The 26,278-nt window shown below is 65.6% G+C and carries 23 protein-coding genes; 10 read left to right on the forward strand and 13 right to left on the reverse strand.

Translation table 11 applies throughout. From position 1 onward, the window contains the following. Nucleotides 1–8: 8 nt before the first annotated feature. Nucleotides 9–2,258 (reverse strand): hybrid sensor histidine kinase/response regulator, encoded by a 2,250-nt coding sequence (locus AC56LR_RS09505; protein WP_497129788.1) that lies wholly within the window; start codon nt 2,256–2,258, stop codon nt 9–11. Nucleotides 2,259–2,459: 201 nt separating this feature from the next. On the opposite strand from AC56LR_RS09505, the gene AC56LR_RS09510 reads away from it, so the two are divergent. Genes AC56LR_RS09510 through AC56LR_RS09530 form a run of 5 tightly spaced genes read left to right on the forward strand, consistent with a single transcriptional unit; the run spans nt 2,460 to nt 7,660 of the window. Beyond that, a complete protein-coding gene (locus AC56LR_RS09510) occupies nt 2,460–4,844 on the forward strand; it encodes a bifunctional salicylyl-CoA 5-hydroxylase/oxidoreductase (RefSeq protein ID WP_497129790.1) in 2,385 nt (794 codons plus the stop codon). Nucleotides 4,845–4,869: 25 nt separating this feature from the next. After that, nucleotides 4,870–5,724, forward strand: coding sequence for an enoyl-CoA hydratase family protein (locus AC56LR_RS09515; protein ID WP_497129792.1), 855 nt, complete (start codon nt 4,870–4,872; stop codon nt 5,722–5,724). A 1-nt stretch (nt 5,725) separates the two neighbouring features. Next, complete coding sequence (locus tag AC56LR_RS09520) at nt 5,726–6,892, forward strand: acyl-CoA dehydrogenase family protein (RefSeq protein ID WP_497129794.1); 1,167 nt, start codon at nt 5,726–5,728, stop codon at nt 6,890–6,892. Further along, nucleotides 6,892–7,290 carry a RidA family protein gene (locus AC56LR_RS09525; protein ID WP_497129996.1) on the forward strand — a complete coding sequence of 133 codons (399 nt, stop codon included), beginning with the start codon at nt 6,892–6,894 and terminating at the stop codon, nt 7,288–7,290. Before AC56LR_RS09520 ends, AC56LR_RS09525 begins: the two co-directional genes overlap by 1 nt. Nucleotides 7,291–7,336: 46 nt before the next feature. Further along, complete coding sequence (locus AC56LR_RS09530; RefSeq protein ID WP_497129795.1) at nt 7,337–7,660, forward strand: hypothetical protein; 324 nt, start codon at nt 7,337–7,339, stop codon at nt 7,658–7,660. Between the two features lie 129 nt (nt 7,661–7,789). On the opposite strand, the gene AC56LR_RS09535 is transcribed toward AC56LR_RS09530, so the two are convergent. Next, complete coding sequence (locus tag AC56LR_RS09535) at nt 7,790–10,030, reverse strand: xanthine dehydrogenase family protein molybdopterin-binding subunit (RefSeq protein ID WP_497129796.1); 2,241 nt, start codon at nt 10,028–10,030, stop codon at nt 7,790–7,792. Then, on the reverse strand, nt 10,027–10,506 hold the full coding sequence (locus tag AC56LR_RS09540; protein ID WP_497129797.1) for a (2Fe-2S)-binding protein: 480 nt from the start codon (nt 10,504–10,506) through the stop codon (nt 10,027–10,029). Before AC56LR_RS09540 ends, AC56LR_RS09535 begins: the two co-directional genes overlap by 4 nt. Before the next feature lie 198 nt (nt 10,507–10,704). On the opposite strand from AC56LR_RS09540, the gene AC56LR_RS09545 reads away from it, so the two are divergent. Further along, the gene (locus AC56LR_RS09545) at nt 10,705–12,687 is read left to right on the forward strand and encodes a diguanylate cyclase domain-containing protein (RefSeq protein ID WP_497129799.1); all 1,983 of its coding nucleotides are present in this window, start codon (nt 10,705–10,707) and stop codon (nt 12,685–12,687) included. 203 nt (nt 12,688–12,890) lie between these two features. On the opposite strand, the gene AC56LR_RS09550 is transcribed toward AC56LR_RS09545, so the two are convergent. From AC56LR_RS09550 to AC56LR_RS09580, 7 genes are all read right to left on the reverse strand, one after another. Further along, a complete protein-coding gene (locus AC56LR_RS09550; RefSeq protein ID WP_497129801.1) occupies nt 12,891–14,228 on the reverse strand; it encodes an erythromycin esterase family protein in 1,338 nt (445 codons plus the stop codon). Nucleotides 14,229–14,231: 3 nt separating this feature from the next. Further along, nucleotides 14,232–15,002, reverse strand: a complete 771-nt coding sequence (locus AC56LR_RS09555; protein WP_497129802.1) for a hypothetical protein — start codon at nt 15,000–15,002, stop codon at nt 14,232–14,234. Between the two features lie 66 nt (nt 15,003–15,068). Next, nucleotides 15,069–15,752: a phosphoribosyltransferase gene (locus tag AC56LR_RS09560; protein WP_497129804.1), complete on the reverse strand. Its 684-nt coding sequence runs from the start codon at nt 15,750–15,752 to the stop codon at nt 15,069–15,071. Between the two features lie 58 nt (nt 15,753–15,810). Continuing rightward, entirely contained in the window at nt 15,811–16,281 is a 471-nt protein-coding gene (locus AC56LR_RS09565; protein ID WP_497129805.1) for an Hsp20/alpha crystallin family protein, read from the reverse strand. Nucleotides 16,282–16,383: 102 nt separating this feature from the next. Next, nucleotides 16,384–17,271: an S-formylglutathione hydrolase gene (gene fghA / locus AC56LR_RS09570; RefSeq protein ID WP_497129806.1), complete on the reverse strand. Its 888-nt coding sequence runs from the start codon at nt 17,269–17,271 to the stop codon at nt 16,384–16,386. Nucleotides 17,272–17,330: 59 nt separating this feature from the next. After that, nucleotides 17,331–17,921, reverse strand: coding sequence for a chromate transporter (locus AC56LR_RS09575; protein WP_497129808.1), 591 nt, complete (start codon nt 17,919–17,921; stop codon nt 17,331–17,333). After that, a complete protein-coding gene (locus AC56LR_RS09580; RefSeq protein ID WP_497129809.1) occupies nt 17,918–18,553 on the reverse strand; it encodes a chromate transporter in 636 nt (211 codons plus the stop codon). Before AC56LR_RS09580 ends, AC56LR_RS09575 begins: the two co-directional genes overlap by 4 nt. A 172-nt stretch (nt 18,554–18,725) precedes the next feature. Between AC56LR_RS09580 and AC56LR_RS09585 the strand changes: the two genes are divergently transcribed. Beyond that, the gene (locus AC56LR_RS09585; RefSeq protein ID WP_497129811.1) at nt 18,726–18,962 is read left to right on the forward strand and encodes a hypothetical protein; all 237 of its coding nucleotides are present in this window, start codon (nt 18,726–18,728) and stop codon (nt 18,960–18,962) included. Between the two features lie 413 nt (nt 18,963–19,375). Then, nucleotides 19,376–21,475 (forward strand): ATP-dependent helicase, encoded by a 2,100-nt coding sequence (locus AC56LR_RS09590; RefSeq protein WP_497129813.1) that lies wholly within the window; start codon nt 19,376–19,378, stop codon nt 21,473–21,475. Nucleotides 21,476–21,848: 373 nt separating this feature from the next. Here the strand turns inward: AC56LR_RS09590 and AC56LR_RS09595 are convergent, their stop codons facing one another. Then, the gene (locus AC56LR_RS09595) at nt 21,849–22,040 is read right to left on the reverse strand and encodes a hypothetical protein (RefSeq protein ID WP_497129815.1); all 192 of its coding nucleotides are present in this window, start codon (nt 22,038–22,040) and stop codon (nt 21,849–21,851) included. A gap of 592 nt (nt 22,041–22,632) precedes the next feature. Then, nucleotides 22,633–22,881 (reverse strand): hypothetical protein, encoded by a 249-nt coding sequence (locus AC56LR_RS09600; protein ID WP_497129816.1) that lies wholly within the window; start codon nt 22,879–22,881, stop codon nt 22,633–22,635. A 45-nt stretch (nt 22,882–22,926) separates the two neighbouring features. Between AC56LR_RS09600 and AC56LR_RS09605 the strand changes: the two genes are divergently transcribed. Together AC56LR_RS09605 and AC56LR_RS09610 are read left to right on the forward strand one after the other, a co-directional pair. Next, nucleotides 22,927–23,115, forward strand: coding sequence for a helix-turn-helix domain-containing protein (locus AC56LR_RS09605; protein WP_497129818.1), 189 nt, complete (start codon nt 22,927–22,929; stop codon nt 23,113–23,115). Between the two features lie 3 nt (nt 23,116–23,118). After that, on the forward strand, nt 23,119–23,349 hold the full coding sequence (locus AC56LR_RS09610) for a transposase (protein ID WP_497129997.1): 231 nt from the start codon (nt 23,119–23,121) through the stop codon (nt 23,347–23,349). Between the two features lie 341 nt (nt 23,350–23,690). Here the strand turns inward: AC56LR_RS09610 and AC56LR_RS09615 are convergent, their stop codons facing one another. Then, nucleotides 23,691–26,099, reverse strand: coding sequence for a heavy metal translocating P-type ATPase (locus AC56LR_RS09615; protein WP_497129820.1), 2,409 nt, complete (start codon nt 26,097–26,099; stop codon nt 23,691–23,693). Nucleotides 26,100–26,278 lie beyond the last annotated feature (179 nt).

A 26,278-nucleotide genomic window follows, 5' to 3' on the forward strand; every position in this document is an offset into this window, starting at 1 on the left:
CCTTGCCATCAGCCGCAGGCCGGGCGCTGTTCGGTGACGCTGCCTGCCTGGGCCAGCAATTCGCTCAGCTGCAAGGTATTGACCGGCTTGACCATGTAATGGTCGAAGCCCGCCTCGCGTGCGGCGTCGCGGTCCTGCTGGCGCCCGTAGCCGGTGGCGGCCACCAGCATCGCCCCGGCGGTCTGCGGCAGGCGGCGCAGGCGGCGCGCCAGTTCGTTGCCGTCCATGTCGGGCAGGCCGATGTCGAGCAGACAGACCTGGGGCGCGAACACCTTGGCCACTTCCAGCGCGTCGAATGCGTTGTAGGCGATCTCGATGCGGTGCCCGGCCGCGGCCAGGAACAGGTTCAGGGTGTGGGCGGCGTCGAGGTTGTCGTCCACCACCAGCACCCGCAGCGGCGCGCTCACCGTGGCCGCCTGGCGTACGGCGGCGTCGATCGAGCTCTCCACATGCTGGGTAAAGCGCGGCACGCGCACGGTGAAGCTGCTGCCCTTGCCGGGGCCGGCGCTGGCGGCGCTGACGCTGCCGCCGTGCAGCTCGACCAGGCTCTTGGCCAGCGCCAGGCCCAGTCCCAGCCCGCCCTGCGAGCGGTCGGGGGTGCGCTCGGCCTGGGTGAACAGGTCGAACACGCGCTCGACCAGCGAGGCATCCATGCCGATGCCGTCGTCGCTCACCGCCAGCACGTAATCGTCGCCGGCCGCGCGCAGCGTCAGCTGGATATGGCCGCCCTCGGGCGTGTACTTGGTGGCGTTGTTGAGCAGGTTCGCCACCACCTGCACCAGCCGCTTGTGGTCGCCCTTGACGTTGGCAGGCAGGGGCGGCAGGTCGAGCACCACCTTGTGGCGCCGCGCAGTGATGAGGGGGCGGATCTGCTCGGCCGCGTCGTCGACCACGTGGCGCAGGTCCAGCACCTGGGTCGACAGCGACACCAGCCCGCGCGTGACGCGCGAGACGTCCAGCAGGTCGTCCACCAGGCTGGTCATGTGCTCGACCTGGCGCGCGATGATGGCGCAGGTCTGGGTGATCTGGGCGTTATCCGAGTGCAGCAGCTTGAGCAGGTGGGCCCCGGTGCTGATCGGCGCCAGCGGGTTGCGCAGCTCGTGGGCCAGCATCGCCAGGAATTCGTCCTTGCGCTGGTCGGCCGCGCGCAGCTCGCGTTCGGCCAGGCTGCGCGCCGCTTCCTTCTTCTGCAGCGTGGCGGCCATCTCGTCGACGGCCGCGCCCAGGCGCCCGATCTCTTCGCGGCCATAGGCGATGCCCGAACGCGCTTCCAGGTCGCCGGCCGCGATGCGGCGCGCCGTGTCCATGAGCTTGCGCACGCGCTGCACGATCAGGATGTCGCCGGCCAGCCAGGCCGCCAGCAGGGCCAGCATGGTGGTCACGCCCAGGCCCAGGAGGGACATCCACTGGGCGTCGCGCGCCTCTTCGGTGATCACGCCGAGCGGCACGCCGATGGTGACCGTGTATTCGGACAGCGAAGGGCCGCCCACGCGCGCGAAGGCGTGCAGGCGTTCGATGCCGTCCTCGCCGCGCAGCAGCACGGCGTCGTGGGTCGGGCTGCGCATGGCCGCCAGCAGGGCCGGGCTGACCTTCTTGCCGAACCAGCGCTCCGGGTCGGGGCGGCGCGAAATGATGGCGCCGGAAGAATCCGCCGTCTCCAGGATCGAGCCGGCCGGCAGGTTGATGTCGTTGACAAAGGTATCCAGCCCGGCCAGGTCCATGGCCGCGAACACCACCGCGACCACGCGCCCGGCGCGATCGATCACCGGATAGGTGAGGTTGATGGTGTGCTTGCGGATGACGCGCCCGAAGATGTAGTCGCCGGCGATGAAGCGGCGCTCGGCGATGGCGCGCTTGAAGTGGCGGCGGTCGCCCAGGTTCACCGGGTGCAGCATAGGGACCGCGCTGCAGCTGATGTCGCCATTGAGCTGGATGAGGCCGAAGTTGATATAGCCTTCGTTGCGGTCCAGGACGTCGGCCAGCAGGGCGTTGCAGCCTGCGCTATCGCCCATCAGGTCCGGCACGCTCACCAGATCGACCAGGATCTGGCGCGCGCGCTCGATCGACTGCGCCTCGTTGGCCGCGGCCAGGCTGGTGAGGCGCTGCAGGTTTTCCTGCGACGCGCGGATCGCCGTTTCGCGTTCGCGCACCCCGCCCAGCACCGTCATGACGGCGATGGGCGTGATCGCCAGCGCGACCAGCAGCATCAGGCGGCTGCGCAGGCTGTTCAGGCGGAAGCGCGAAAGCAGTGTACTCATTACAATCTCAGGAGGTGGGGCCGCTTGCCGGGTGCAGCGAGTCGACGCGTAAGTTTCCCTATTGTACTAAAACGTCGAGCGGGACGAGGCATACGAGCCGGGTTTGCCCCACATTCCGTTGCAATGGCGGGACATGCGCTTAGTTGACACTTAAAGCATCTGCCCATGTAATATACGCGCAACACCAGAATGGGAGCGGGAATGAACATCGTGTGCGTTGGCGGCGGCCCTGCCGGCCTCTACTTCGGATTGCTCATGAAGAAGCGCCATCCGGACTACGCGGTCACTGTCGTCGAACGCAACCGGGCCAGCGATACCTTCGGCTGGGGCGTCGTGTTTTCCGACCAGACGCTGGGCCACCTGGCCGGCGCCGACGAGGAAAGCGCGCGCGCGATCCTGCAGTCGTTCAACCACTGGGACGCGATCGACGTCCATTTCCGCGGACACACCGTCAGCTCGGGCGGGCATGGCTTCTGCGGCATCGGCCGCCGGCGGCTCCTGAACCTGCTGCAGGAACGCTGCGCCCAGCTCGGGGTGCGGCTCGAATTCGATACCGAAGTGCGCGACGAGGAAGCGCTGGCGCGCCAGTTCGGCGCCGACCTGGTGATTGCCTGCGACGGCGTCAACAGCGCCATCCGCAGCCGCCATCCCGAGGTCTTCCAGCCCGAGGTCGAACGCCGCCTGTGCCGCTTCGTCTGGCTCGGCACGCGCAAGAAATTCGACGCCTTCACCTTCGCCTTCGAAGAAACCGGGCATGGCTGGTTCCAGGCCCACGCCTACCAGTATGACGGCGACACCTCGACCTTCATCATCGAGACGCTCGATTCGACCTGGCAGGCGGCCGGGCTGGAGGCGATGGAGCAGGCGGAGGCACTGGCCTTCTGCGAACGCCTGTTCGCGCGCTATCTCGACGGCCACCCCCTGATGGCGAACGCCGCCCACCTGCGCGGCTCGAACATGTGGATCCGCTTCCCGCGCATCGCCTGCCGCCAGTGGGTGCATTGGAACGAGATCGACGGGCGCCGCGTGCCGGTCGTCCTGATGGGCGACGCCGCCCACACCGCCCATTTCTCGATCGGTTCCGGCACAAAACTGGCGCTGGAAGACGCGATCGAGCTGGCGCGCTGCCTGATTGATCCTGCGGCGCCCCTGGAGAGCGCGCTGGCAAGCTATGAAGCTGCGCGCCGCATCGAAGTGCTCAAGCTGCAAAGCGCCGCGCGCAATTCGATGGAATGGTTCGAGAACGTGTCGCGCTATACCGCGATGCAGGCCGAGCAGTTCGCCTATTCGCTGCTCACGCGTAGCCAGCGCCTGTCGCATGAAAACCTGCGCTTGCGCGATCCGGCATATGTCGGCGAGTTCGAGCGCTGGTTCGCCCGGCAGGCGGCGGCTCAAGCCGGCCTGCCGGCGCCGGATGGCCCGGTGCCCCCGATGTTCACGCCCTATAAAGTGCGCGGGCTGCTGCTCAAGAACCGCGTGATCGTCTCGCCGATGGCACAGTATTCGGCGGTCGATGGCACGGTGGGCGATTTCCACCTGGCCCACTTGGGCGCCCGCGCGCTGGGCGGCGCCGCGCTGGTCATGGCCGAGATGACCTGTGTCTCCGCCGACGCCCGCATCACGCCCGGCTGCCCGGGGCTGTACGCGCCCGAACACACGGCCGCCTGGAAACGCATCGTCGACTTCGTCCATGCCAACAGCGACGCGAAGATCGGCGTGCAGCTCGGCCACGCGGGCGCCAAGGGCTCGACCCGGCCCATGTGGGACGGCATCGACCTGCCGCTCGAGAGCGGAAACTGGCCGCTGGTGTCGGCATCCAGCCAGCAGTATTTGCAAGGCGTGTCGCAGGTGGCGCGCGAAGCGAGCCTGGCGGACCTGGACGCGATCAAGGCCGCTTTCGTCGCCGCGGCGCGGGCGGCCTTCGAAGCCGGCTTTGACTGGCTGGAACTGCACTGCGCCCACGGCTATTTGCTGTCGAGTTTCATCTCGCCGCTGACCAACCGGCGCCAGGACGCCTATGGCGGCAGCCTGGAAAACCGCTGCCGCTATCCGCTCGAGGTGTTCGCCGCGATCCGCGCGGCGTGGCCATCGGAACGCCCGATCAGCGTGCGCATCTCGGCCCACGACTGGGTCGAGGGCGGGATCACGCCCGACGATGGGGTAGCCATGGCGCGCCTGTTCAAGGCTGCCGGCGCCGACATGATCGACTGTTCGTCCGGCCAGGTCAGCAAGGAGGAACAGCCGGTGTACGGGCGGATGTTCCAGACCCCGTTCGCCGACCGCATCCGCAACGAAGCCGGCATCCCGACCATCGCGGTCGGCTCGATCTACGAGGCCGACCACGTCAACGGCATCATCTCGGCCGGACGCGCCGACCTGTGCGCCGTGGCGCGCCCGCACCTGGCCAACCCGGCCTGGACGCTGAACGAGGCGGCCCGCATCGGTTACACGGGCGCGGCCTGGCCGCGCCAGTACCGCCCCGGCAAGCTGCAGATCGAGCGCAACCTCGAACGCGAGCGCCAGGTGCAGGCGGCCAGCGCCGGCTTGAGCCCGCAGCAGCTGGCCGCGCGCCTGCTCGAGGGTTGAACGAATTTTTTCAGGAGTACACCGCATGCATTACCTACCGGGCGAATCGCACCGGCTGCCGGGCAGCCGCGCCGGCCTCGCCGATTACCAGCCAGCCCATTTCCAGTACACCGTAGAGGACAAGGTCGCCACCATCACCTTGAACCGGCCGGAGCGCAAGAATCCGCTCACCTTCGAGTCGTATGCCGAGCTGCGCGACCTGTTCCGCGCGCTGGCCTACGCCGACGACGTCAAGGCGGTGGTCATCACCGGCGCCGGCGAGAATTTCTGCTCGGGCGGCGACGTGCACGAGATCATCGGTCCGCTGACCAAGCTCGACATGCCCGGGCTGCTGGCCTTTACCCGCATGACGGGCGACCTGGTCAAGGCCATGCGCGCCTGCCCGCAGCCGATCGTCGCCAGCGTGGACGGCGTCTGCGCCGGCGCGGGAGCGATCCTGGCGCTGTCCTCGGACATCCGCTACGGCACCGCGCGCAGCCGCACCGCCTTCCTGTTCACCCGGGTCGGCCTGGCCGGCTGCGACATGGGCGCCTGTGCGCTGCTGCCGCGCGTGATCGGCCAGGGCAGGGCGGCCGAGCTGCTCTACACCGGCCGTGCGATGAAGGGAGACGAGGCCGAGCGCTGGGGCTTCTTCAACCGCCTGTGCGAGCCGGGCGAGGTACTGGCGCAAGCCCGGGCGTTTGCGGACGTTCTCGCCAATGGCCCGACCTTCGCCCACGGCATGACCAAGAAGATGCTGCAGCAGGAGTGGAACATGGGCGTGGATGAAGCCATCGAAGCGGAAGCCCAGGCGCAGGCGATCTGCATGGCGACCAACGATTTTCATCGCGCCTACCACGCCTTCGTGGCGAAACAGCAGCCCGATTTCGAGGGAGATTGAAATGCCCGACCGCGATTACCTCGACTGGCCTTTTTTTGAACCGCGCCACCGCGCGCTGGCGCTCGAACTCGATGCCTGGGCCGCCGAAAACATCCGGCAGGCGCACGGCCGCGACGTCGATGCCGCCTGCCGCGCGCTGGTGGCAACGCTCGGGCGCGGCGGCTGGCTGCGCCATGCGATTGGCGGCGCCGGCAGTGCGATCGACACCCGCGCCATCTGCCTGATCCGCGAAACCCTGGCGCGCCATGCCGGCCTGGCCGATTTCGCCTTTGCCATGCAGGGCTTGGGCAGCGGTGCGATTTCGCTGTTCGGCTCCACAGCCCAGCAAGAAGCCTGGCTGCCGCGCGTGGCCGCGGGCGAGGCGATTGCGGCCTTTGCCCTGTCCGAGCCGCAGGCCGGTTCCGACGTCGCGGCGATGCAGTGCGCCGCGCGCATGGAGGGCGACAGCTATGTGCTCGATGGCGAAAAGACCTGGATCTCGAACGGCGGCATCGCCGATTTCTATATCGTCTTTGCCCGCACCGGGGACGGCGGCGGCGAGGGCGGGCGCGGTTCGAAAGGCATCTCGGCCTTCATCGTCGAAGCCGATGCCCCGGGTTTCACGATCGCCGAACGCATCGAGGTCATCGCCCCGCACCCGCTGGCGCGCCTGCGCTTCGACGGCTGCCGCGTGCCGGTCGCCAACCGCATCGGCGAGGAAGGGCAGGGCTTCAAGGTGGCGATGGCCACGCTCGACGTGTTCCGCACCTCGGTGGCGGCGGCCAGCCTCGGGTTTGCCCGCCGCGCGCTGGATGAAGCGCTGGGGCGCGCGAAAGACCGGCCGATGTTCGGCAAGACCCTCGCCGACTTCCAGCTCACCCAGGCCAGGCTGGCCGAGATGGCGACCGGCATCGACGCCGCGGCGCTGCTGACCTACCGCGCGGCCTGGCTGCGCGATCAAGCCAGGCGCGTGACGAAAGAGGCGGCGATGGCCAAGCTCACCGCCACCGAAACGGCCCAGAAAGTCATCGACGCCGCGGTGCAGATGTTCGGCGGCCAGGGCGTGGTCAGCGGCGAGACCGTCGAGACGCTCTACCGCGAGATCCGCGCGCTGCGCATCTACGAAGGCGCGAGCGAGGTGCAGCTCCTGATCATCGCGCGCGAACTGCTGGCCGGGGAGGGCAAATGATGGAGATCCTGCAACCACCGGGCTGGCCGCGCCCGAAAGGCTATGCCAACGGCGTCGCCGCCAGCGGCCGCCAGGTCTACGTGAGCGGCATGATCGGCTGGGATGCCGACGGCCGTTTCCAGACCGACGACTTCGTCGGCCAGGCCCGCCAGGCGCTGGAAAATGTCGTGGCCGTGCTGCGCGAGGCCGGCGCCGGGCCCGAGCACATCGTGCGCATGACCTGGTATGTGCTCGACCGCAGCGAATACCTGGGCGCCGGCGCGGCGCTGGGCGCGGCCTATCGCGACGTGATCGGACGCAACTATCCGGCCATGAGCGCGGTGCAGGTGGCCGGATTGATGGAAGAGCGGGCGCGGGTGGAGATCGAGGTCACGGCCGTGGTCCCGGACGCCGTCTAGCGGTCGTTTCTGCTACCGTGGCTGCAACAGAATCGATGGAGCAGCCATGAACAAGCAGATCGTACGGGTAATCGAAAACTTCGAAGACGCCGAGCGCGCCCGCCAGGCCTTGCTCGACGCCGGCTTCGACCGCGAGGGGATCGAGATCACCCATACCGGCGACGAGGCCGGGCCGTCCGAGGCCAATTTCACGGTGGGCGATTCACCCAAGGTGAAGGGCGGGACGGACTACAAGGACGTGTACACGCCGGGGCTGGAGATCGGCAAGTGCGTCATCACGATTACCGGGAACGAGCAGCAGCTCGAACATGCGGCGTCGATCCTCGACTATCACGGGGCGAAGGATAACGACCCGGCGCACGGCCACTAAGTAGGGTGGGCGGGTCTCCCGCCCGCGCGTTCAACGATCGTGTGCGGATCGAAACGCGCCCTTGCTTCGCGAACGTGATTTGAACGCGCGGGCGGCAAAGCCGCCCACCCTACGACCTGGTCCGACGTCTCAACTCCAGCTCAAATCCGTCTTGCTCAGCGGCAGCTGACGCACCCGCTTGCCCGTCGCGGCAAAGATCGCATTGCACACGGCCGGCGCCAGCGGCGGCAAGGACGGCTCGCCCAGCCCGGTCACCGGGTTCGCCGTCTTGATGAAATGGGTCTCGATTTTTGTGGGCGCATCCGGCATGCGCAGCAGGCCGTAGTCGTGGAAGTTGCTCTGCACGATGCGCCCGCCCTCGATATCCAGCGCCGGGAACATCAAGGTCGACAAGCCGTCGATCACCGAACCCTCGACCTGGTTCTCGGCGCCCGACAGGTTGACGATCTGGGCGCCGATGTCGGCCGCCACCACCACCCGGTCCACCTTCAGCTTGCCGTCGCGCGACACGGTGACTTCGGCCACCTGGGCCACATAGCCGCGGTGGCTGAAGTGGAAGGCGATGCCGGCGCCCTGGCCGCGCGGGAAGCTGCGCTTGCCCCAGCCGGCGCGCTGCGCCACTTCCTGCAGCACGTGGCGCATGCGCTTGACGTCATAGGCCAGCCCGCGCTCGACGGTGGCCGGCATCAGATCCTTCTCGCCCAGCAGATCGAGGCGGAAGGCCAGCGGGTCGCGCCCGGCGGCATGGGCCAGTTCGTCGATGAAGCTGTGGAAGACCCAGGAGAACACGCAGCTGCCGGGCGCGCGCCATGGTCCCATCGGGATGCGGCACTCGAGCAGGGTCTGCTCGAGCTGGCAGTTGACCAGCCAGCGTCCGGGGAATTCGTCGGCGGACAGGCTGGCGCCGCTGCCCGGCTGCAGCACGCTTTTTCCCTCGCGCTCGACGCGGTTGGCGAAGCTGACGAAGTGGTTGTGCCAGGCCACCGGCTTGCCGGCCGCATCGACGCCGCCGCGCAGGAAATGGAAACCGCCCGGGCGGAAGTGGTCGTGCTGCAGGTCGTCCTCGCGGGTCCAGGTCAGCTTGACCGGGGCCGCGACCTTGCGCGCAATCGCCGTGGCTTCGACGATGAAGTCCGAGCTCAGGCGCCGGCCGAAACCGCCGCCGCTGCGGATGATGTGCAGGACGATCTTTTCCTTCGGGATGCCGAAGGTGGTCGTGACCAGGGCTTGCCCCGAGCCTGGGTTCTGGGTCGGCGCCCACAATTCCAGCGAGCCGTCCTCCGGCTTGAACCAGGCGGTGCAGTTCTGCGGCTCCATGCTGGCATGCGAGATGAAGGGGTAGCTGTAGGCCGCTTCCACCACTTTTGCCGCACCCGTGAGCGCCCCAGCTACGTCGCCGTCCTTGCGCACCACGGCGGTGCCGGGCTTCTTCGACGCCGCCACCGCCTGGGCGGCAAAATCGGCCCAGCTATGGCCGGCGCCTTCGCCTTCGTCCCACTTCACGTCCAGCGCGCGGCGCGCGCGGATCGCGGCCCAGGTCGAGGTGGCGACGATCGCCACGCCCGGACGCAGCCCGTTCAGGTTCGGCGTGCCCTCGACGATGAAGGCGTCCTTCACGCCCGGCATGGCCTTGATCGCATCCAGGTTGGCGCTCAGGGGCTTGCCCCCGAAGACCGGACATTTGACATACACCGCGTACAGCATGCCCGGCAGGCGCACGTCGATGCCGAACAGAGGCTGGCCGCTGACGATGGCTGCGTTGTCCACGCCGCCGATGCGCTTGCCGAGCAGGGTGAAGGTGGCTGGATCTTTCAGCACGACTTGCGCGGCATCCGGCACCGGCAGCTTCGAGGCAGCTTCGGCCAGCATGCCGTAGCCGAGCCGGCGTTTGGTCGGGCCGTGGATCACGGCGCCGGCGCTGGCGCTGCACTCGTTCAGGGGCACGGCCCAGGTATTTGCCGCGGCCTGCACCAGCATCGTGCGCGCGGTGGCGCCCAGGCGGTGGAAGTTCTCGTAATTGGTCGGGGTCGAGGTTGAACCGCCCGCGCCTTGCGGTCCGTAGCGGGCGGTATCCAGGTCGCCCTGCACGATGCGCACGTTCTTCCACTCGACTTCGAGTTCTTCCGCGATCACCATCGGCAGCGAGGTCTTGATGCCCTGGCCGATTTCAGGCTGCTTCGAGACCAGGGTCACGCGGCCGTCGCGGCCGATGCGGATGAAGGCATTCGGCACGAAATCCGGCGCGTCGGCCGCGCGTGCGGCGGCTCCCAGCGCGCCTTCGGCCGACATGCCGAGCATGAAGGCGCCAGTCGCGGCGCTGGTGCGCAGGAAGCTGCGGCGCGCAGGAGAAAGGGGCGTGGCGCGGCTCATTTCTTGCCCTTTCCGGCAACGGCGATGTCGGCGGCGCGGTGGATGCCCGCGCGGATGCGGGTATAGGTCGCGCAGCGGCACAGGTTGCCCGCCATGGCCTCGTCGATCTGGGCGTCGGTCGGCTTCGGGTGCTGCTTGAGCAGGTGGCAGGCGCTCATGATCTGGCCCGACTGGCAGTAGCCGCATTGCGGCACGTCGAGTTCCTGCCAGGCCTGCTGCAGCGGATGGCGGGCCTGCGCGTCCAGGCCCTCGATGGTGGTGATCTTTCCCTTGCCCAGGCTGGAGACCGGCATCAGGCAGGAGCGCGTGGGCACGCCGTCGATGTGGACCGTGCAGGCGCCGCACTGGCCCATGCCGCAGCCGTACTTGGTGCCGACCAGGCCGAGCGTATCGCGCAGCGCCCACAACAGCGGGGTATCGGGCTCGACGTCGACCGCCTGGGTCTTGCCGTTGATGTGGAGCTGGTATTTACTCATGGCGGTTTCCAATGGGCACGGGGAATCCAACATGCTAATCGAAAATGCCGTAGCTCAACAGTGGCAGCGGCGGATGGGAAGCCGCAATGTGGCGAAATCGGGCGGGCTGCGTCCGCTGAGTTGCAACGCGGAATCATGAAACAAGGGCGGCCGGGATATGTAATACTTTGTCATCTAGAGATCAGTTAACTCATTATTGTGCCCACCGGTTCGCGCCTCTCGTCCGCCAACCTCAAGCTCCGCCTTGCCTGCGTGGCTGCGGTGCTGGTGTTCGCCGCCACGCTGCTCGTCACGCTGTCCACCCTGTCGGTTGCCGAGCGCGGCATGAAGAGCGTGATCGGCGACCAGCAATACACCCTGCTGTCGGGGGCCGCCTCGTTCATGGACGACCGGCTGGCCGAGCGCCTGCGCCAGGTCGATGCGCTGACGGCCGGCATTCCGCCCCGCGTCCGCAGCGACTGGGGCGCGCTGCTTCCCTACCTGGTCGAGCAGATGCGCCTGTGGGGCGACGACCAGTACCTGAACATCGTCATTTTCGACGCCAGAGGCGAACTGCGCCTGTCCACCCGCCCGCTGCCCGGCCAGGCGCTGCTCAATGCGCGCGGCACCGACTATTTCGAGCAGGTGCTGGCCAGCCGCAAGAGCACGATTTCGCGCCCCGTCCGCAGCCGGCTGACGGGCAACCACGTCGTGATCTTCAGTGCGCCGCTGTTCGATGCGGCCGGCAAGGTCGAGGCGGTGCTCACGGCCAGCGTCGACCTGCGCCGCTCGGGCTTCCTGCGCCAGATCGGCAGCCTCAAGCCGGGCAAGACCGGCTACCTGTTCCTGATGACGGCCGACGGCGTGATCATCGACCACCCGGACGAAACCCGCCTGTTCCAGCACGTCGGCAGCGCGCCGGGCGTGAACCGCGGCACCGAGCGCGCGCTCGACGGCTTCGAAGGCTGGCTCGAGACCCGCAGCAAGGACGGCGTCGAATCGATCTATGCCTACAAGCGCCTGCGCACGACCGGCTGGATCCTGGCCGCGCGCTATCCCACCGCCGAAGCCTTCGCGCCCATGATCGCCATGCGCCACAGCGCCTTCTTCAGCGCCGGCGGCCTGGCGCTGGCGGCCGGGCTGCTGGCCTGGGTGCTGGTGTTCCAGCTGCTCGCGCCCCTGCAGGCGCTGCGCGACAGCGTGGTCTCGATACGCGACGACGGCACCGGCATCGACGTGCTGCGCGACGGCCGCAAGGATGAAATCGGGGAGCTGGGCCGGGCCTTCCATGCCTTGATGGCCGAGCGCGAGCGCGCCGAGAGCGGGCGCACCGCCAGCGAGAAGCGGCTGCGCCTCATCGCCGACAATCTGCCGGTGCTGATTTCCTATATCGACCGCAAGCACTGCTTCCGCTTCGGGAATGCCACCTACGAAAAATGGTTCGGCGTCGCGCCCGACCAGATGGACGGCATGCCGGTGGCGCAGTTGCTGGGCGAGGAAGTCGCGCGCGGGATCCACCCTCACCTGGAAGACGCCTTCACCGGACGCCCCATCACCCACGAGATCCGCATCCCGCTGCGCGGCGAGCCGCGCATCCTGCAGGCCACCTATATCCCCGACCTGCAGCCCGACGGCAGTGTGGCCGGCATCTATGCGCTGGTGCACGACATGACCCACGTGAAGGAGGTCGAGGAGCAGCTGCTGCAGCTGGCGCGGGTCGATACCCTGACCGGCATCGCCAACCGCCGCATGTTCGGCGAGGCGCTGCACCACGCCCTCGACCGCGCCCGCCGCAGCAGCAAGCCGCTGGCCCTGGCCTATCTCGACATCGACCACTTCAAGAAGATCAACGACACCCATGGCCACGGCGTGGGCGACGAAGTGCTGAAGGAGTTCGCGCGGCGCCTGAGCGCCGGGGTGCGCGCCACCGACACCGCGGCGCGCCTGTCGGGCGACGAATTCGTCGTCATCCTCGAAGAAATCGGCAGCCGCGCGGAGGCCGAGCACACCGCGGCCAAGATCGTCGAGGGCATGCGCCTGCCGTTTCGCACGAGCGCCGGCCTGCTGAAGGTCTCGACCAGCGTCGGCATAGCGCTTTCGCAACAGCGCCAGACACAGGAGCAGTTGCTGGCGGCGGCCGATAGCGCGTTGTATGCGGCCAAGGGGAAGGGGAGGGATGGGTATGCGTTTTTTGAGGGGTGAACGCGACCTTGGAGCAGTCGCCATCCCGTAGGGCGGGCGTTCGCAATTTCGGGCAATGCCCGGAATTGCGAACGCCCGCGCGGTGATAGTTGCGATCCGATCAGCCGCACGGGCTGCAGCAACGTGATTTGAACGCGCGGGCGGGGAACCCGCCCACCCTACGATTTCGCGAGACTCCGTGGCGTCGTCCAACGCGACTTGCTTCACAAGCCCTGCGGGTAGGTCTCCGGCGGCTCGCCCGAATGCCAGCCGCTGGTCGCGTCGAGCGGCGTCACGGCGGTGGTGTGGTCGATGTGGATCACGGCGTCGAACTGGCTCGGGAGCTGGGCCATGAAGTAGTGGCTCTGGCGCTCGCTGCGCGGCAAATAGAGTACGCCGATGGCCCGCTCCAGGCGCTCTTCCATCAAGAGGTCGCGCGCCGCCCCCGGCGTGCGCAGCGGCAGGAAGAAGCGCTCGAGTCCCACGCTGTGCAGCAGGTGCTCGTAGCTGCCCGCCATGCCCGGACGCACATGCTTGTGCAGGGCGGGGCCGTCCCATTCCGAAGCCGCGGTCACGCGGCCGTCGTAGGTGGTGAAGCCGATCAGGCAGGCGTCGAGCCCATAGGCCTTGCGCGCCAGCTCGCCGACATTCCATTCGCCCTGGCGACCGATCTCGGTGGCGCGCGCGTCGCCGATATGCGAATTGTGCTCCCACACGACGATCTTCGCCGGCTTGCCGTCGCGCGAGAGGTGGCGCGCCAGGGCGTCGAGGGTTTCGGCCATGTGGCTGTCGCGCAGGTTCCAGGACGAGATGCGGCCCTTGAACATGGTGCGGTAATACTCTTCGGCGTTCTTCACCAGCCGGGCATTTTGCTGGGCGTAGAAATAGGCGTCTTCGGCCCTGGCGCCGTCGGCCTGCATGTAATCGAAAGCGCGCTGCTGGAGTTCGTGCAGCGTGGCCTGCACGCCCTGGTGGCAGGATTCGGACAGCCCGACCGCGGCCGCATAGCCATACTGCTGGCTGTCCTCGCCGTACTGGTCGAAGCAGGCGTAGCGGCGGCGCGTCTCCTGCGCGGCCACCGGGTCGACGCCTTCGAGGTAGCGCAGCACTTCCTGGATCGAGGTGAACAGGCTGTAGAGGTCGAGGCCGTAGAAACCGGCCTTGGCCCCTGGCGTGGCGTCGTTGCGCTGGCGCAGCCATTCGACGAAGTTCAGAACCGAGGTGTTACGCCACATCCAGGCGGGGAAGCGCTCGAAGCCCGACAGCGCCGCGCGGCCGTCGGCATCCTGGCTTTCGGCGCGCACGTAGCGGTTGACGCGCCAGGCATCGGGCCAGTCGGCTTCGACGGCGACCGCCGTGAAGCCTTTTTCTTCGATCAGGCGCCGGGTGATGCGGGCCCGTTCGTCGTAGAACTCGGCCGTGCCGTGGGTGGCTTCGCCCAGCAGGACAAAGCGCGCGTCGCCGACCAGGTCGAGCAGCGGACCGTAGTCGCCGGCGCTGCCTGTGAGCGGATGCGCCGCCGCGCGGATCGCACCCAGGTCATGGTCGGTGACGGACCCCATGGCTCAGTGCAGGTAGTGCTTGCCCTGTTCCGTGCTGGCCGGGACGAAAGGCGCGGATTCGCCCTCGTCGGCGGCGCCGGGCGCCGTGGTGCTGACTTTATAGGTCTGGGTGCCGGCGCCGCGCGTGAGCAGGTAGATGCCGGCCAGTCCGACCAGCAGCGCCGCCGGCTTGCGCCGCACCAGCCCGAGCAAGCCGACCATGCCGCCGCCCAGCAGCGCCGGATTGGTGCCGCGTGCGCCGCTCAGGCTGTCGAGCATGCCTTGCAGCATCTGCGACAGGCCGCTGCCGCCCTCGTGGCTGGCCGTGTCGCGGCTCGCCTGCTGCTTGCGGTCGCGGTACTGGCGATCCGCATAATGGCGGTCGGATTCGTAGCTGTTGCGGCCGGCAGGTGCGGACTCGCGGCTGGAACCGAGTTTGTCGCGGGCGCGGCCGGCTTCGTGCCCGATGCGACGGCTGGCCTGCTGCGCGCTGTGCTGGGCACGCACCAGCAGGGGCGCAGCCTCGGCCTGCAGACGGTCGGCGCCGCGCGACAATGCGCTGGCGGCGCTGTCCTTGAGCTCCACCAGGCGCTCGCCGGCATTGTGCAGCGCATGGTCGACGCTCGCACCGGTGCGGGCGCCCGCATCGCGCACCACCGACACCGCATGCGCCCGGCGTGCGCGACCGCGCTCCGGATCGAGCACATACATCAGCAGTGCACCCGCGGCGGCTGCTCCCAGCCATTTGCCCACGTTGCCTACATCGGTTGCCGTTTCGGTTGGAATTGGTTTCATGTGTGCTCCTTTCTGTTGTTCTGATTGTCGTCCTGGGCTTGCCCTGTTTCGCCAGCCAATGTTTCGCTAGCCCTTGTTCTGCTTGCCATGCGCGGCGGGCTGGGCCCATGCCTGCGCCAGCAGGTCCTGCACTTCCTCGTCTTCGGTCTGGCCGAAATGGCGGTAATACTGGCCGACCGCATGAAAGCGCGGCGGAGCCAGCGGGCAGACCACTTCGTCCGCTTCCTGTTCCAGCAGCTGCAGCGTGTCGGGCGCGCCGACCGGTGCGGCCACGACCAGGCGCGCCACCCGGTGCTTGCGTACCACCTGCACCGCCGCCAGCATGCTGGCCCCGGTGGCAATGCCGTCGTCGACCAGGATCACGCAGCGGCGGTCGAGCCGGGGCAGGGGCCGCGCGCCGCGGTAGCGCAGCTCGCGCCGGGCCAGTTCGGCCAGCTCGCGCTCGGTCACCTGATCGACCTGTTCCTGCGTGACGCCCATCAGTCCGGGCACGCCGGCCTGCAGGACGCGCACGCCGCCGCTGCCGATCGCGCCCATCGCGTATTCTTCGTGGTGGGGCAGGCCCAGCTTGCGCACCAGCAGCACGTCGAGTTCGGCGCCGAGCGCCTGGGCGACTTCGAAGGCGACCGGCACGCCGCCGCGCGGCAGGCCCAGTACGATGGGGTCGCCTTGCCCGGCAAGGTGGCGCAGCCTCCGCGCCAACTGCTTGCCGGCATGGGTGCGGTCTTGATAGCCTTCGGTTTCCAGCATGGTGCAAGCTAACGAAAACTGTCGACCTGCCGCCGGCGCCTGCCTGCCGGCGAGGCGCTCATTGGATGGTCAGGCGGCGTGCTTCCGTGCCCTGCTTTTTTGGCAGGCTCAGCTGCAGTACGCCATTCTCGAGTTTCGCCTGCGCCGCGGTGTCGTCGACCTCGGTGGGCAGGGCAAAGCTGCGCATGAACCTCGATGCGGTGCGTTCAGCATACACCACGGTTTCCCCCTCGCGGCGTTCGTTTGCCTTGCGGCATTCCGCCTCGATCGTGATGCGCTGGCCGTCGACCGAAACCTTCACATCCTCCTTCTCCACGCCCGGCAGTTCGGCCTGGATTTCGAAGGATTTCTCGGTTTCCCTGATGTCCAGGCGGGGCGCCAGGGCGCTGTCGCTGCCCCATTGCTGGCCTGCCGCGAGCGGGGCAAAGAAATCCTGGAACATGCTCTCGACCATGCGTCCGAAGCCTTCCTCGACCGGGTTCGGGCGGTAGGCCTGAAGCGCAGGGTTGGCTCTCCTGATGAGATTCATGATGGCCTCCGTGGATGAATATTGATGGGATCGCCGAGCGGTGCCGGCAATATATTTATAGGGCAGGGCAAAGCGGTTTTCAAGCAGCCTCGAGGCACATGCTCAGCCGAGCTGGCGGCGATGGAAGCGCAGGTGGTCTTCGACGAAAGTCGAGATGAAGTAATAACCGTGGTCGTAACCGGCGTGGCGGCGCAGTTCGAGCGGCTGGCCGGCCCTGGCGCAGGCTTCTTCGAAAGCGTCCGGATAGAGCTGCTCGGCCAGGAATTTGTCCGCCAGGCCCTGGTCGACCAGGATGCCGCCGGGGAAGGGCGCCGTGCGCATGCCCGCCATCAGTTGGGTAGCGTCGTATTGGCGCCAGAGGCTTTCATCGGCGCCGAGATAGCCACCGAAGGCCTTCTTGCCCCAGGGACAGCGCATCGGGGCGGCGATCGGCGCAAAGGCCGACACCGAGCGGAACAGCCCGGGATGGCGCAGCGCCATCATCAAGGCCCCGTGCCCGCCCATCGAATGGCCGAAGATGCCGACCCGCGCCGGGTCCGCCGGCAGGTTCGCCAGGGCCAGTTCGCGTAGTTCCAGGATGTGGCTGTACATGCGGTAGTGGCGCGACCAGGGTTCCTGGACGGCGTCGACATAAAAACCCGCGCCCGCGCCGAAGTCCCAGCTGTCGGTCTCGCCCGGCACACCGGCGCCGCGCGGGCTGGTGTCGGGAGCGATCAGGATCAGGCCTTCCTGCGCCGCCACCCGCTGGGCGCCGGCCTTGGTCATGAAGGTCTCTTCGGTGCAGGTCAGGCCGGCCAGGTAGAAGAGTACCGGCAGGCGATCCTGCGGCAGGCGATCCTGCGGCAGGCGATCCTGGGGCAGGCGCTTGCCCTCGGCGCCCGGCGGCAGATAGACCGAGAAGCGCATCGGCAGGCCGATGGCTTCCGATTCGAAGGAGTAGAAACGCTGGAGGCCGCCGAAACAGGCGTGTTCGTTCAGGAGCGTGAGCATGGGTTCGTCCGGAATGGGGGAAGAGCGCCAGTATGCCTGCCGGCGCCCCGGCTTGCCAGTCAGACGAATCCGAGCGCGCCGAGCAGGGCGCCGGCAGCCAGCATCCACAGCAGGTGCAGCCGGGTGCGCCAGATCACCAGGCAGCTGGCGGCCGCCAGCAGCCAGAGCGGCCAGCTGCCCTGGTCGCGGCCGGCGGTGGCCAGCAGCCAGCTGGTGGCCAGCAGCATCGCGATCACCAGCGGCGCCATGCCCTGCTTGAAGGCGCGCACCGCGCGCAGCTCGCGGTTGCGGTGGCCCCATTGCGACACCTGGTAGGTAAAGATGGTGGAAGGCAGCATGATGCCGAACATGGTCAGCGCCACACCCGCGAAGGCCGCGGGCAGGCTGCCCGTGTTCAGGCCCACGTGCCAGCCCATCAGCGCGACGAACAGCACGTTGGGACCGGGCGCGGCCTGGGCCAGCGCGATCGAATCGGAGAACTGCGCCTGGCTCAGCCAGCCCTTGTCCTCGACCAGGTAGCGGTGCATGTCCGAGGTGGTCGAGATCGCGCCGCCGAGCGACATCAGCGACAGCATCATGTAATGGGCGAACAGGCCCAGCCAGTCGTTCCAGCCCAGCACGAGGTGGGGAGCCAGCTGCGCCGCGCTCATGGCCGCAGCCCGCGCCAGGCCAGCACGCAGCCCAGCCCCCCCAGCGCCGGAAGCACCCAGACCAGCGGCAGCCGCAGCCAGGCCAGCAGCACGAAGCCGGCAGCGCAAATGGCGATGCACCAGGGCAGGGGCACCGGATTCCTGGCCAGCGCGCCGGTGAGCTTGAGCCCGACGGCGGCGATCATGCCGGCCGACACCGCCGCCATGCCGCGCAGCGCGCCCGCCACCGCCGGAAGATCGGCAAAGCGCGCATGCAGCGCCGCCAGCAGCAGCACCACGACCAGCGGCAGCGCGATCATGCCGGCGATCGCCGTCAGGGCGCCGGCCAGGCCGAACCAGCGCGCGCCGATCATCATCGCCAGGTTGACCACGTTCGGTCCCGGCATGATCTGAGCGACCGCCCAGCCTTCGATGAATTCCTCGTGCGTCAGCCAGCGCTTGCGCTCGACGATCTCGCGCTGCACGACCGGCAGCACGCCGCCGAAACCCTGCAGGGCCAGCAGCGTGAACGAGACGAACAGGTCGCCCAGCGAACGGGGGCGCGGCCGCGCCTGCGGCTGCGCGCCAGGCGACGCGCCAGGCGACGCGCCAGGCGACGCGCCGGCAGGAAGGTCGGGAAGCGGGGCGGTCATCCGGGCATTATCGCCCGGTGGCGCCGGGACTGTCCACGCAGCGCCCGTCAGCCTCCGCGGCCAAGCACGGAAATGAATAGGGGTGTTTGATTCAGATCTGATATTGACATTGTCCCGCCTTCGACCATACTCCGTGCAGCACACCTTCTTTCCCCAGAAAGGCCAGGCGCACATGAACCTACACCGCAACCCGCCGCTCGCACTTGATGGGGCCGCCGGCGCCGTCGATGCCCGACACGACCTGCGCCAGCGCGATATCGTGGACGACGCCCTGGCCCTGATGCATGCGGTCGGCACCTTGTCCGCGCTCGAATACCTGAAATCGCACGCCGTCGAAGGACCCGTCATTGCGCGGGTGCTGCTCGAACCGTCCAGGCGGCGCAGCCAGCAGGGACTCGCGGCCGCCTGAGCAGCTCCAGCTTGCGTCATGCGGGGCAGTCGCGGGTCGGGTCAACATGGCTTATGCACATAACTTGCCTATAATTATTTTTCGTCCTCAGTACAATTCACTTGCGGCATGTGCGCGTAAACCCTTGATTTCAGGGGCTAAGGCAGATGCCTTCCCAATAGGCAAATTGTTGAAAGCCGCATCCTTGGCCGCTGTCGGCGTGTCAAGCCCCTGGTTTTCCACATAGTTATTCACAGACTTTGTGGATATCCGGAAAATATTTGAAGAATCCGCCACTTAAGGCGGGTTTCGCATGTCTTGCATGACTGCGACGCCAGGGCGATTCTTGCGAGCTTTGCAATTGCCCGGCATTTCTGCTTGCGCATAACAACTGGATAAATGTACAGTATGTCATTTCCACGCTCCCAGCCAGTATGCCTGCCGTCCTCGACCAGCCCGCCACCACCGACGATCCATTCGCCAGCCTGAACGCGGAGCAGCGCGCGGCAGTCGAGCACGACATCGGCGCCGACATCGTGCGTCCGCTGCTGGTGGTCGCCGGCGCCGGTTCCGGCAAGACCAATACGCTGGCGCACCGCGTCGCGCGGCTGATCCAGGCCGGCGCCGATCCCCAGCGCATCCTGCTGCTGACTTTCTCGCGCCGCGCCGCGGGCGAAATGGGCCAGCGCGCCAGCGGCGTGCTGCAGCGCCTGCTGCGCGGCAGCAGTTCGGCCTACGGCTCCCAGTCCCAGGTCACGCTGCCCTGGGCCGGCACCTTCCACGCGATCGGCGCGCGCCTGCTGCGCGAATATTCGGGCCGCATCGGCCTGGATGAATCCTTCACCATCCACGACCGCGGCGACTCGGAAGACCTGATGGGACTGGTGCGCCACGAGATCGGCCTGACGCAGACGGAGAAGCGCTTTCCGCTGAAGGGCACCTGCCTGTCGATCTATTCGCGCGTGGTCAACAGCCGCGAGCCCCTGGACAAAGTGCTGCAATCGACCTTCCCGTGGTGCAGCGAGTGGGAAGAGCAGCTCAAGCGCCTTTTCGGCGCCTATGTCGATGCCAAGCAGGAACAGAACGTCCTCGACTACGACGACCTGCTGCTGTTCTGGTCCGAGATGGCGAGCGACCCGGAACTGGGCTTGGCGCTCGGCGCGCTGTTCGACCACGTGCTGGTCGACGAATACCAGGACACCAACCGCCTGCAGGCCTCGATCATCACGGGCATGAAGCCGGGCGGCGAGGGCGTGATGGTGGTGGGCGACGACGCCCAGTCGATCTACGCCTTCCGCGGCGCGACGGTACGCAATATCCTGGACTTCCCGAAGGAGTTCACGCGGCCCGCCGAAGTCATCACCCTGGAGCGCAACTACCGCTCGACCCAGCCGATCCTGGACGCCTCGAACGCCATGATCGGCGGCGCCCTCGAGCGCCACGCCAAGACCCTGTGGACCGACAAGGTCTCCAGCATCAAGCCGCAGCTGGTCCTGATCCCGGACGAGGCCGAGCAGGCGCGCTGGGTCTGCAACCGCATCCTGGAGCACCGCGAGGCCGGCATCGCGCTCACGGCGCAGGCGGTGCTGTTCCGCGCCGCCAGCCACAGCGCGGCGCTGGAACTGGAGCTGATGCGCCGGAACATCCCCTTCGTGAAGTTCGGCGGGCTGAAATTCCTGGAAGCGGCCCATATCAAGGACGTGCTGGCCGTGCTGCGCTTTGCCCAGAACCCGAACGGGCGCATGGCGGGCTTCCGCGTGGCGCAGCTGATCCCGGGCATCGGGCCGGCCACCGCGACCCGCCTGCTCGATCTGGTAGCTGAAGCGGCCGACCCGCTCACGGCAATCGAGGCTTTCGTGCCGCCCGGCAAGAGTGCGGCGGACTGGGAAGCCTTCAGCGCCCTGTACCGGCGCCTGCGCACGCCCGGCCTGCGCTGGCCGGCCGACATCGAGCTGGTCAAGGCCTGGTATCTGCCGCATCTGGAGCGCATGCACGACGACGCCCAGGTACGCGCCGCGGACGTCGAGCAGCTGGCGCAACTGGCCGGTGGCCACGCCACGCGCGAGAGCTTCCTGGCCGAGATCACGCTCGACCCGCCCGAGGCCACCAGCGACCGCGCCGGCCCGCCGCTGCTGGACGAAGATTATGTGATCCTGTCCACCATCCACTCCAGCAAGGGGCAGGAGTGGAAATCGGTGCACGTGCTGAACGTGGTGGACGGCTGCATTCCCTCCGACATGAGCACCGGCAACCAGGACGACATCGAGGAAGAGCGCCGCCTGCTGTACGTGGCCATGACCCGCGCCCGGGAGCACCTGCAGCTGGTCGTGCCGAACCGTTTTTTCATCAAGCAGCAGGCCCAGATGGGCGACCGCCACGTGTACGCGGCGCGCACCCGCTTCATCACCCCGGCCATGCTCAAGCATTTCGACGAGCATACCTGGCTCAGCGCCGACACCTTGCAGGTGCGCAAACCGGTGCCGGAGACGGTGCGAATGATGGTCAGGGACCGGGCGCGGAACAGCTGGAAGTGAGACGGGAGCGGCAGACGAAAATGCGCGCAGAAGAGCACCTGTTAGCGGCCGAACCGGACTTGCAATCCCTAGTTATCCCCCGCCAGCAATTTTTGTAGGAATTTGCCCTATAGACCTATGTTGCACGAAAGCGGTGCAAAGCTAAGTCATTGATTTGATTAGCGTTTCATTTTGCCTCCAGAACGGGCATTTTGTTGAAACCCGCACGGATACTGGACTTACGGCTTGTCAAGTGGGCCTTGTCCACATAGTTATCCACACAAGTTGTGGATATTGGAAAATACTCAACTAAATCAGGTATTTAGCTTGAGCTATTGATCTGCGTCAATATCCGTTGCGGAAAACGGGGCAGGCATGCAGGGCGGCCTCGCGCTCAGGGAGCATGGCCGGTGGCGGCCTTCAACCGGTCGAGTTCGGCCAGAAAGCGCTCGGCGGCCAGTCCGGGAGGCCAGGGCTCCCAGGGCGTGCAGCCGTAATGCGCCGCCAGCGGATCCTGTTCCAGTACGTGCGCGCGGATCTTGAGCGTGCGCCGCACTTCCTCGCGCGTCCAACCGGTGACGTGCACGGCTTCGGTGGCCGCGGCCAGGCGGTTCCAGCCGGCGGGTCAGGGCGCGGAAGCCTTCGCCCAAAAAGGGCTTGATGACCGACACCGCGTCGAAGCCGAGCAGCCCTTCTTCGGCGTCGTGCAGCAGTTCGCGCAATTCTTGCAGCGGCGTCGGCCGCGGGGCCAGCGCACGCCGCAGCAGCATCACGGCGATCGAGTGCTGGGCCACCGACAGCGGCAGAACATGTCCCCCAAAACCACTATGACAAATCGCACGGCGTCCTATGACGAAGCTGGGCGCCAAGATTATTATGTTTAACATTTCACACTAGCATCGCGTACAGGGCTTTGTGTTGTTAAAATGCAACGTCCACACGGGTGTATGACCTAAGATGCATAGATTGAAATTTTCCGGGGCAAGTCAGCTTGATCTTCCTGAACATCGTCAACTTTGAGCCAGCACTAAGCAAAGCCGTTGCGCATCCCAACCTACTCGCCGAAACGTGGGCCTAAAGGTTGCAAGCATCGCCAGTGTATAGGGTGTTGGTGACGCTTAATCTATCGTTAGCGATTTTGGCTCGACATTAGAATTAGCCAAATTCGGGATGGCGCTCTACGGCTGCCGGTAAAGAGATGAATTTTTACCGTTCACTTGTTCAAAAGCTGCCGTGCCCGTATGGAAGACTTTGTCGAAAAGGACGCTCGTAATCACCGATTCCTTATGTGGTTGTAGTCGGCCCCAGGGGCGAATTTGTTGATTATTTGCTATCCGGCGATCGACATCACGCATGACTATTGTTGAAATCATGTTGTAGACATGGGGGTGAGAATAAGTTCCTTCCTGTACTAAGTAGTCGCTCATTTTTTGGTGTCAAAGTCTAATTGGCAATGCAGCAGGAGCTGAGCGATGAAGCACTTGGAACTGTCCGAGCACGAGCGGCGTACGCTGCGTGAGATGGGCGTTTTTCACCCGCACCCCAGGACACGGATGCGAGCTCAAGGAATTTTGCGGTTGAGCGAGGGATTGACCCTTCAAAAGACTGCCGACGAGTTTGGTGTGCATTTGAATAGCGTCGAGCAGTGGCGCCAGCGCTAAGGGATTCACAAAGGTAAGCCCATGGAAAAGAAGCGCCGCCAGTGGGCGAGACACGGGCTGTACTTGTACTATTTGCCGCCTTACAGCCCAGAGCTCAATCGTATCGAGATTCTGTGGAAGCACGCCAAGCATTTCTGGCGCCGCTTCGTCGCCAAAAACGGGGCAGACCTGCTTGACGAGGTTCAGTCCTTGACGAGCGGTTTCGGAAGCAAGTTCACGATAAATTTTGGGTGACTACTTAGGCCTTAACAAATGGCCCCGCACACAAAATTCCTGACAGGCTCCACGAACACGAAATACAAGCCTAAATCTACCAATGTCACACCACCCAAACTTAGCACTTTAGATGAGTGCGGCACAAATCGCGCTAACCTTTTCATCGTTAAATTGCTCACCGCAGAACTTTCCGATTGCCCCGAGGGATGGAATAAGCCCCGAAAATCTGGGTCAAGATAGCTGCACTGGAGCTGTCCCGGTACTGTTGGATGCGCTTCAGTTCTGGTTCCGTTTTCGTTCTTTTTGCCCGCTCATCCTGTGCGAGCACATGGTTTGTACTAGCTCGCGGACGGTTGCGTTCAACCATGGGTGCCAACATCGTTGCCGGCGCCCTTGGATGTGCCTCTCAACCGTAAAGCATTAGTGATGACGGAAACCGAACTCAAGCTCATTGCCAACGCGGCAATCATCGGTGATAGAAGCTGTCCGGTGAACGGGTATAGTAAGCCGGCAGCCAGCGGAATACCAAGGGCGTTGTAGATGAACGCAAAGGCTAGATTCTGCCGCATGTTGCGCACCGTCTCAGTGGACAAAATTCGCGCCCTCGCGATTCCGCGCAAATCGCCCTTGACCAAGGTGATGTGCGCACTGTTGATAGCGACGTCGGTGCCCGTGCCCATAGCTATCCCAACATCGGCCCTTGCTAACGCAGGAGAGTCGTTGATTCCATCGCCGACCATCGCTACCTTCCTGCCCTCGCGCTGGAGCTTTTCAACCAGCAGCAGCTTGTCTTGAGGCTTTACCTCGCCATAGACTTCGGTAATGCCCAGCCTTGCCGCTACCGATTTCGCCGTTGTCACACCGTCGCCTGTCGCCATGACGATATGCAGGCCGTCTTTCCTTAATGTCGCAAGCGCTTCTGGCGTACTCGCTTTTACCGGGTCTGATACTGCAAGAAGCCCAGCCAAGCGGCCGTTCACCGCCAGATACATCACGCTGGCGCCCTGCGTCCTCAGTGCCTCAGCCTGATCGGCTAGATTGTCCCATCCGACTTTTTCGGTGTCCATCAATGCAGTGTTACCTATGGCGATACGGCGGCCGGCTACAGTGCCGCGGACGCCGATACCACTGGATGACTCAAATGTCTCTGGCTTATCCAAAGTCAATCCACGCTTGTGAGCCTCGGCAACGATGGCGTGGGCCAGTGGGTGCTCGCTTCCCTGGTCGATGCTGGCAGCTATCTGCATCACCTCGCCCTCGGTAAAGCCCGACGCCGCCACCACGCTGTCAAAAGCAGGCCTGCCTTCGGTTAGTGTCCCGGTCTTGTCGACAATCAGGGTGTCAATTTTTCTCATGCCTTCAATTGCAGCTGCATCCCTGAACAAAACACCCTGAGTAGCTGCGCGGCCAGTCGCAGCCATGATGGACATTGGCGTGGCTAGTCCGAGAGCGCAAGGGCAGGCAATGATGAGGACGGCGACCGCATTCACAAAGCCGTACACCCAACTTGGTTCCGGCCCGAAGAATCCCCATACCAGCAAGGTGAGCAAGGCAATACCGACCACCACGACCACGAAATAGCCAGCAACGACATCCGCCAGGCGCTGCATTGGGGCGCGTGAACGTTGGGCGTTGGATACCATCTGGACGATTTGGGAAAGCATGGTTTGCGAACCGACCTTGTCTGCCCGCATTATCAAGCTGCCGCTGGTGTTGATGGTTGCCCCAATCAGCTTGTCACCTGGGCGCTTGGTCACTGGAATTGGCTCGCCTGTGAGCATGGATTCGTCCAGGGCGCTTTCGCCTTCCAGAACGGCACCGTCCACTGGCACTTTCTCCCCCGGGCGAACGCGTAGCGAGTCTCCGATGTGGACATGAGTAAGGGGAACGTCTTCCTCGTTGCCGTCCTGCCCGATTCTACGGGCCGTTTTCGGCGCAAGCCCGAGCAGTGACTTGATTGCCGCGGAAGTCTGAGACCTTGCCTTCAATTCGAGTATTTGACCGAGCAGCGTCAGCGAAATGATGACTGCGGCCGCCTCGTAGTAAACACCGATGCGGCCGTGCATCAGAAAAGTTGGCGGGAACAGACCCGGCGCAAAGGTAGCAACCAGGCTGTAACCATATGCAGCAGCTACCCCGGTTCCTATCAAAGTCCACATATTGGGGCTTCGATGGATTAGAGAGAGAACGCCGCGAACGAAAAACGGCCAGCCCGCGTACAGGACCACCGGGGTACTAAGCGCTAGCTCAATCCAGCTCTGGCCAACCAAGCCCTGGGGGAAGATACGATGACCGGCCATAGCCAGGATGGTAACAATCACAGTCAAAGGCAGTGTCCACCAGAACCGCCGCCGGAAATCGACCAGTTCGGGATTTTCCTCCTCATCCAGCGATGGCATAACTGGTTCAAGTGCCATGCCACAAATGGGACAGCTTCCTGGCTCCTGTTCTCGTATTTCAGGATGCATCGGACAGGTATAAATCGTGCCTTGGGGCGAAGTGGCTGTCAGCTCAAGCCCGCCTGGGGTAACGAACGCCTGTGGGCTCGCGCGAAACTTTTCCATACAACGCGCGCTGCAGAAGTGGTATGTCTCGGCCCCATGCTGGATTTTTCTCTGCGGGTCGGGAGCTACTTTCATCCCACAGACGGGGTCGGTGAACGGCTTCGCCGCGTCCAGCACGGCATCGTGGTGTTCGTGTGCATCTCCATGCCGATGGGTAGTTTCATCGGCAGAGATACGGTCGTGCAATGGCGTAGGACTATTCATATCGTTCCAATGGCAACCTATTTTATAGTGCGGTTAGCGTGTTTCGGAACCGTGGGAAAACGTCGGCGCACGACCGTGATATCGCTTGTATTCACCGCCGAACTCGGCAATTGAATCGCGCGCTTCTGCCTTTGCAAGCCGTGCGTAGACCAATTCCATACAGGGAACATTGCAAGCGT

This window comes from Telluria sp. ZT3P39 (assembly GCF_059685935.1).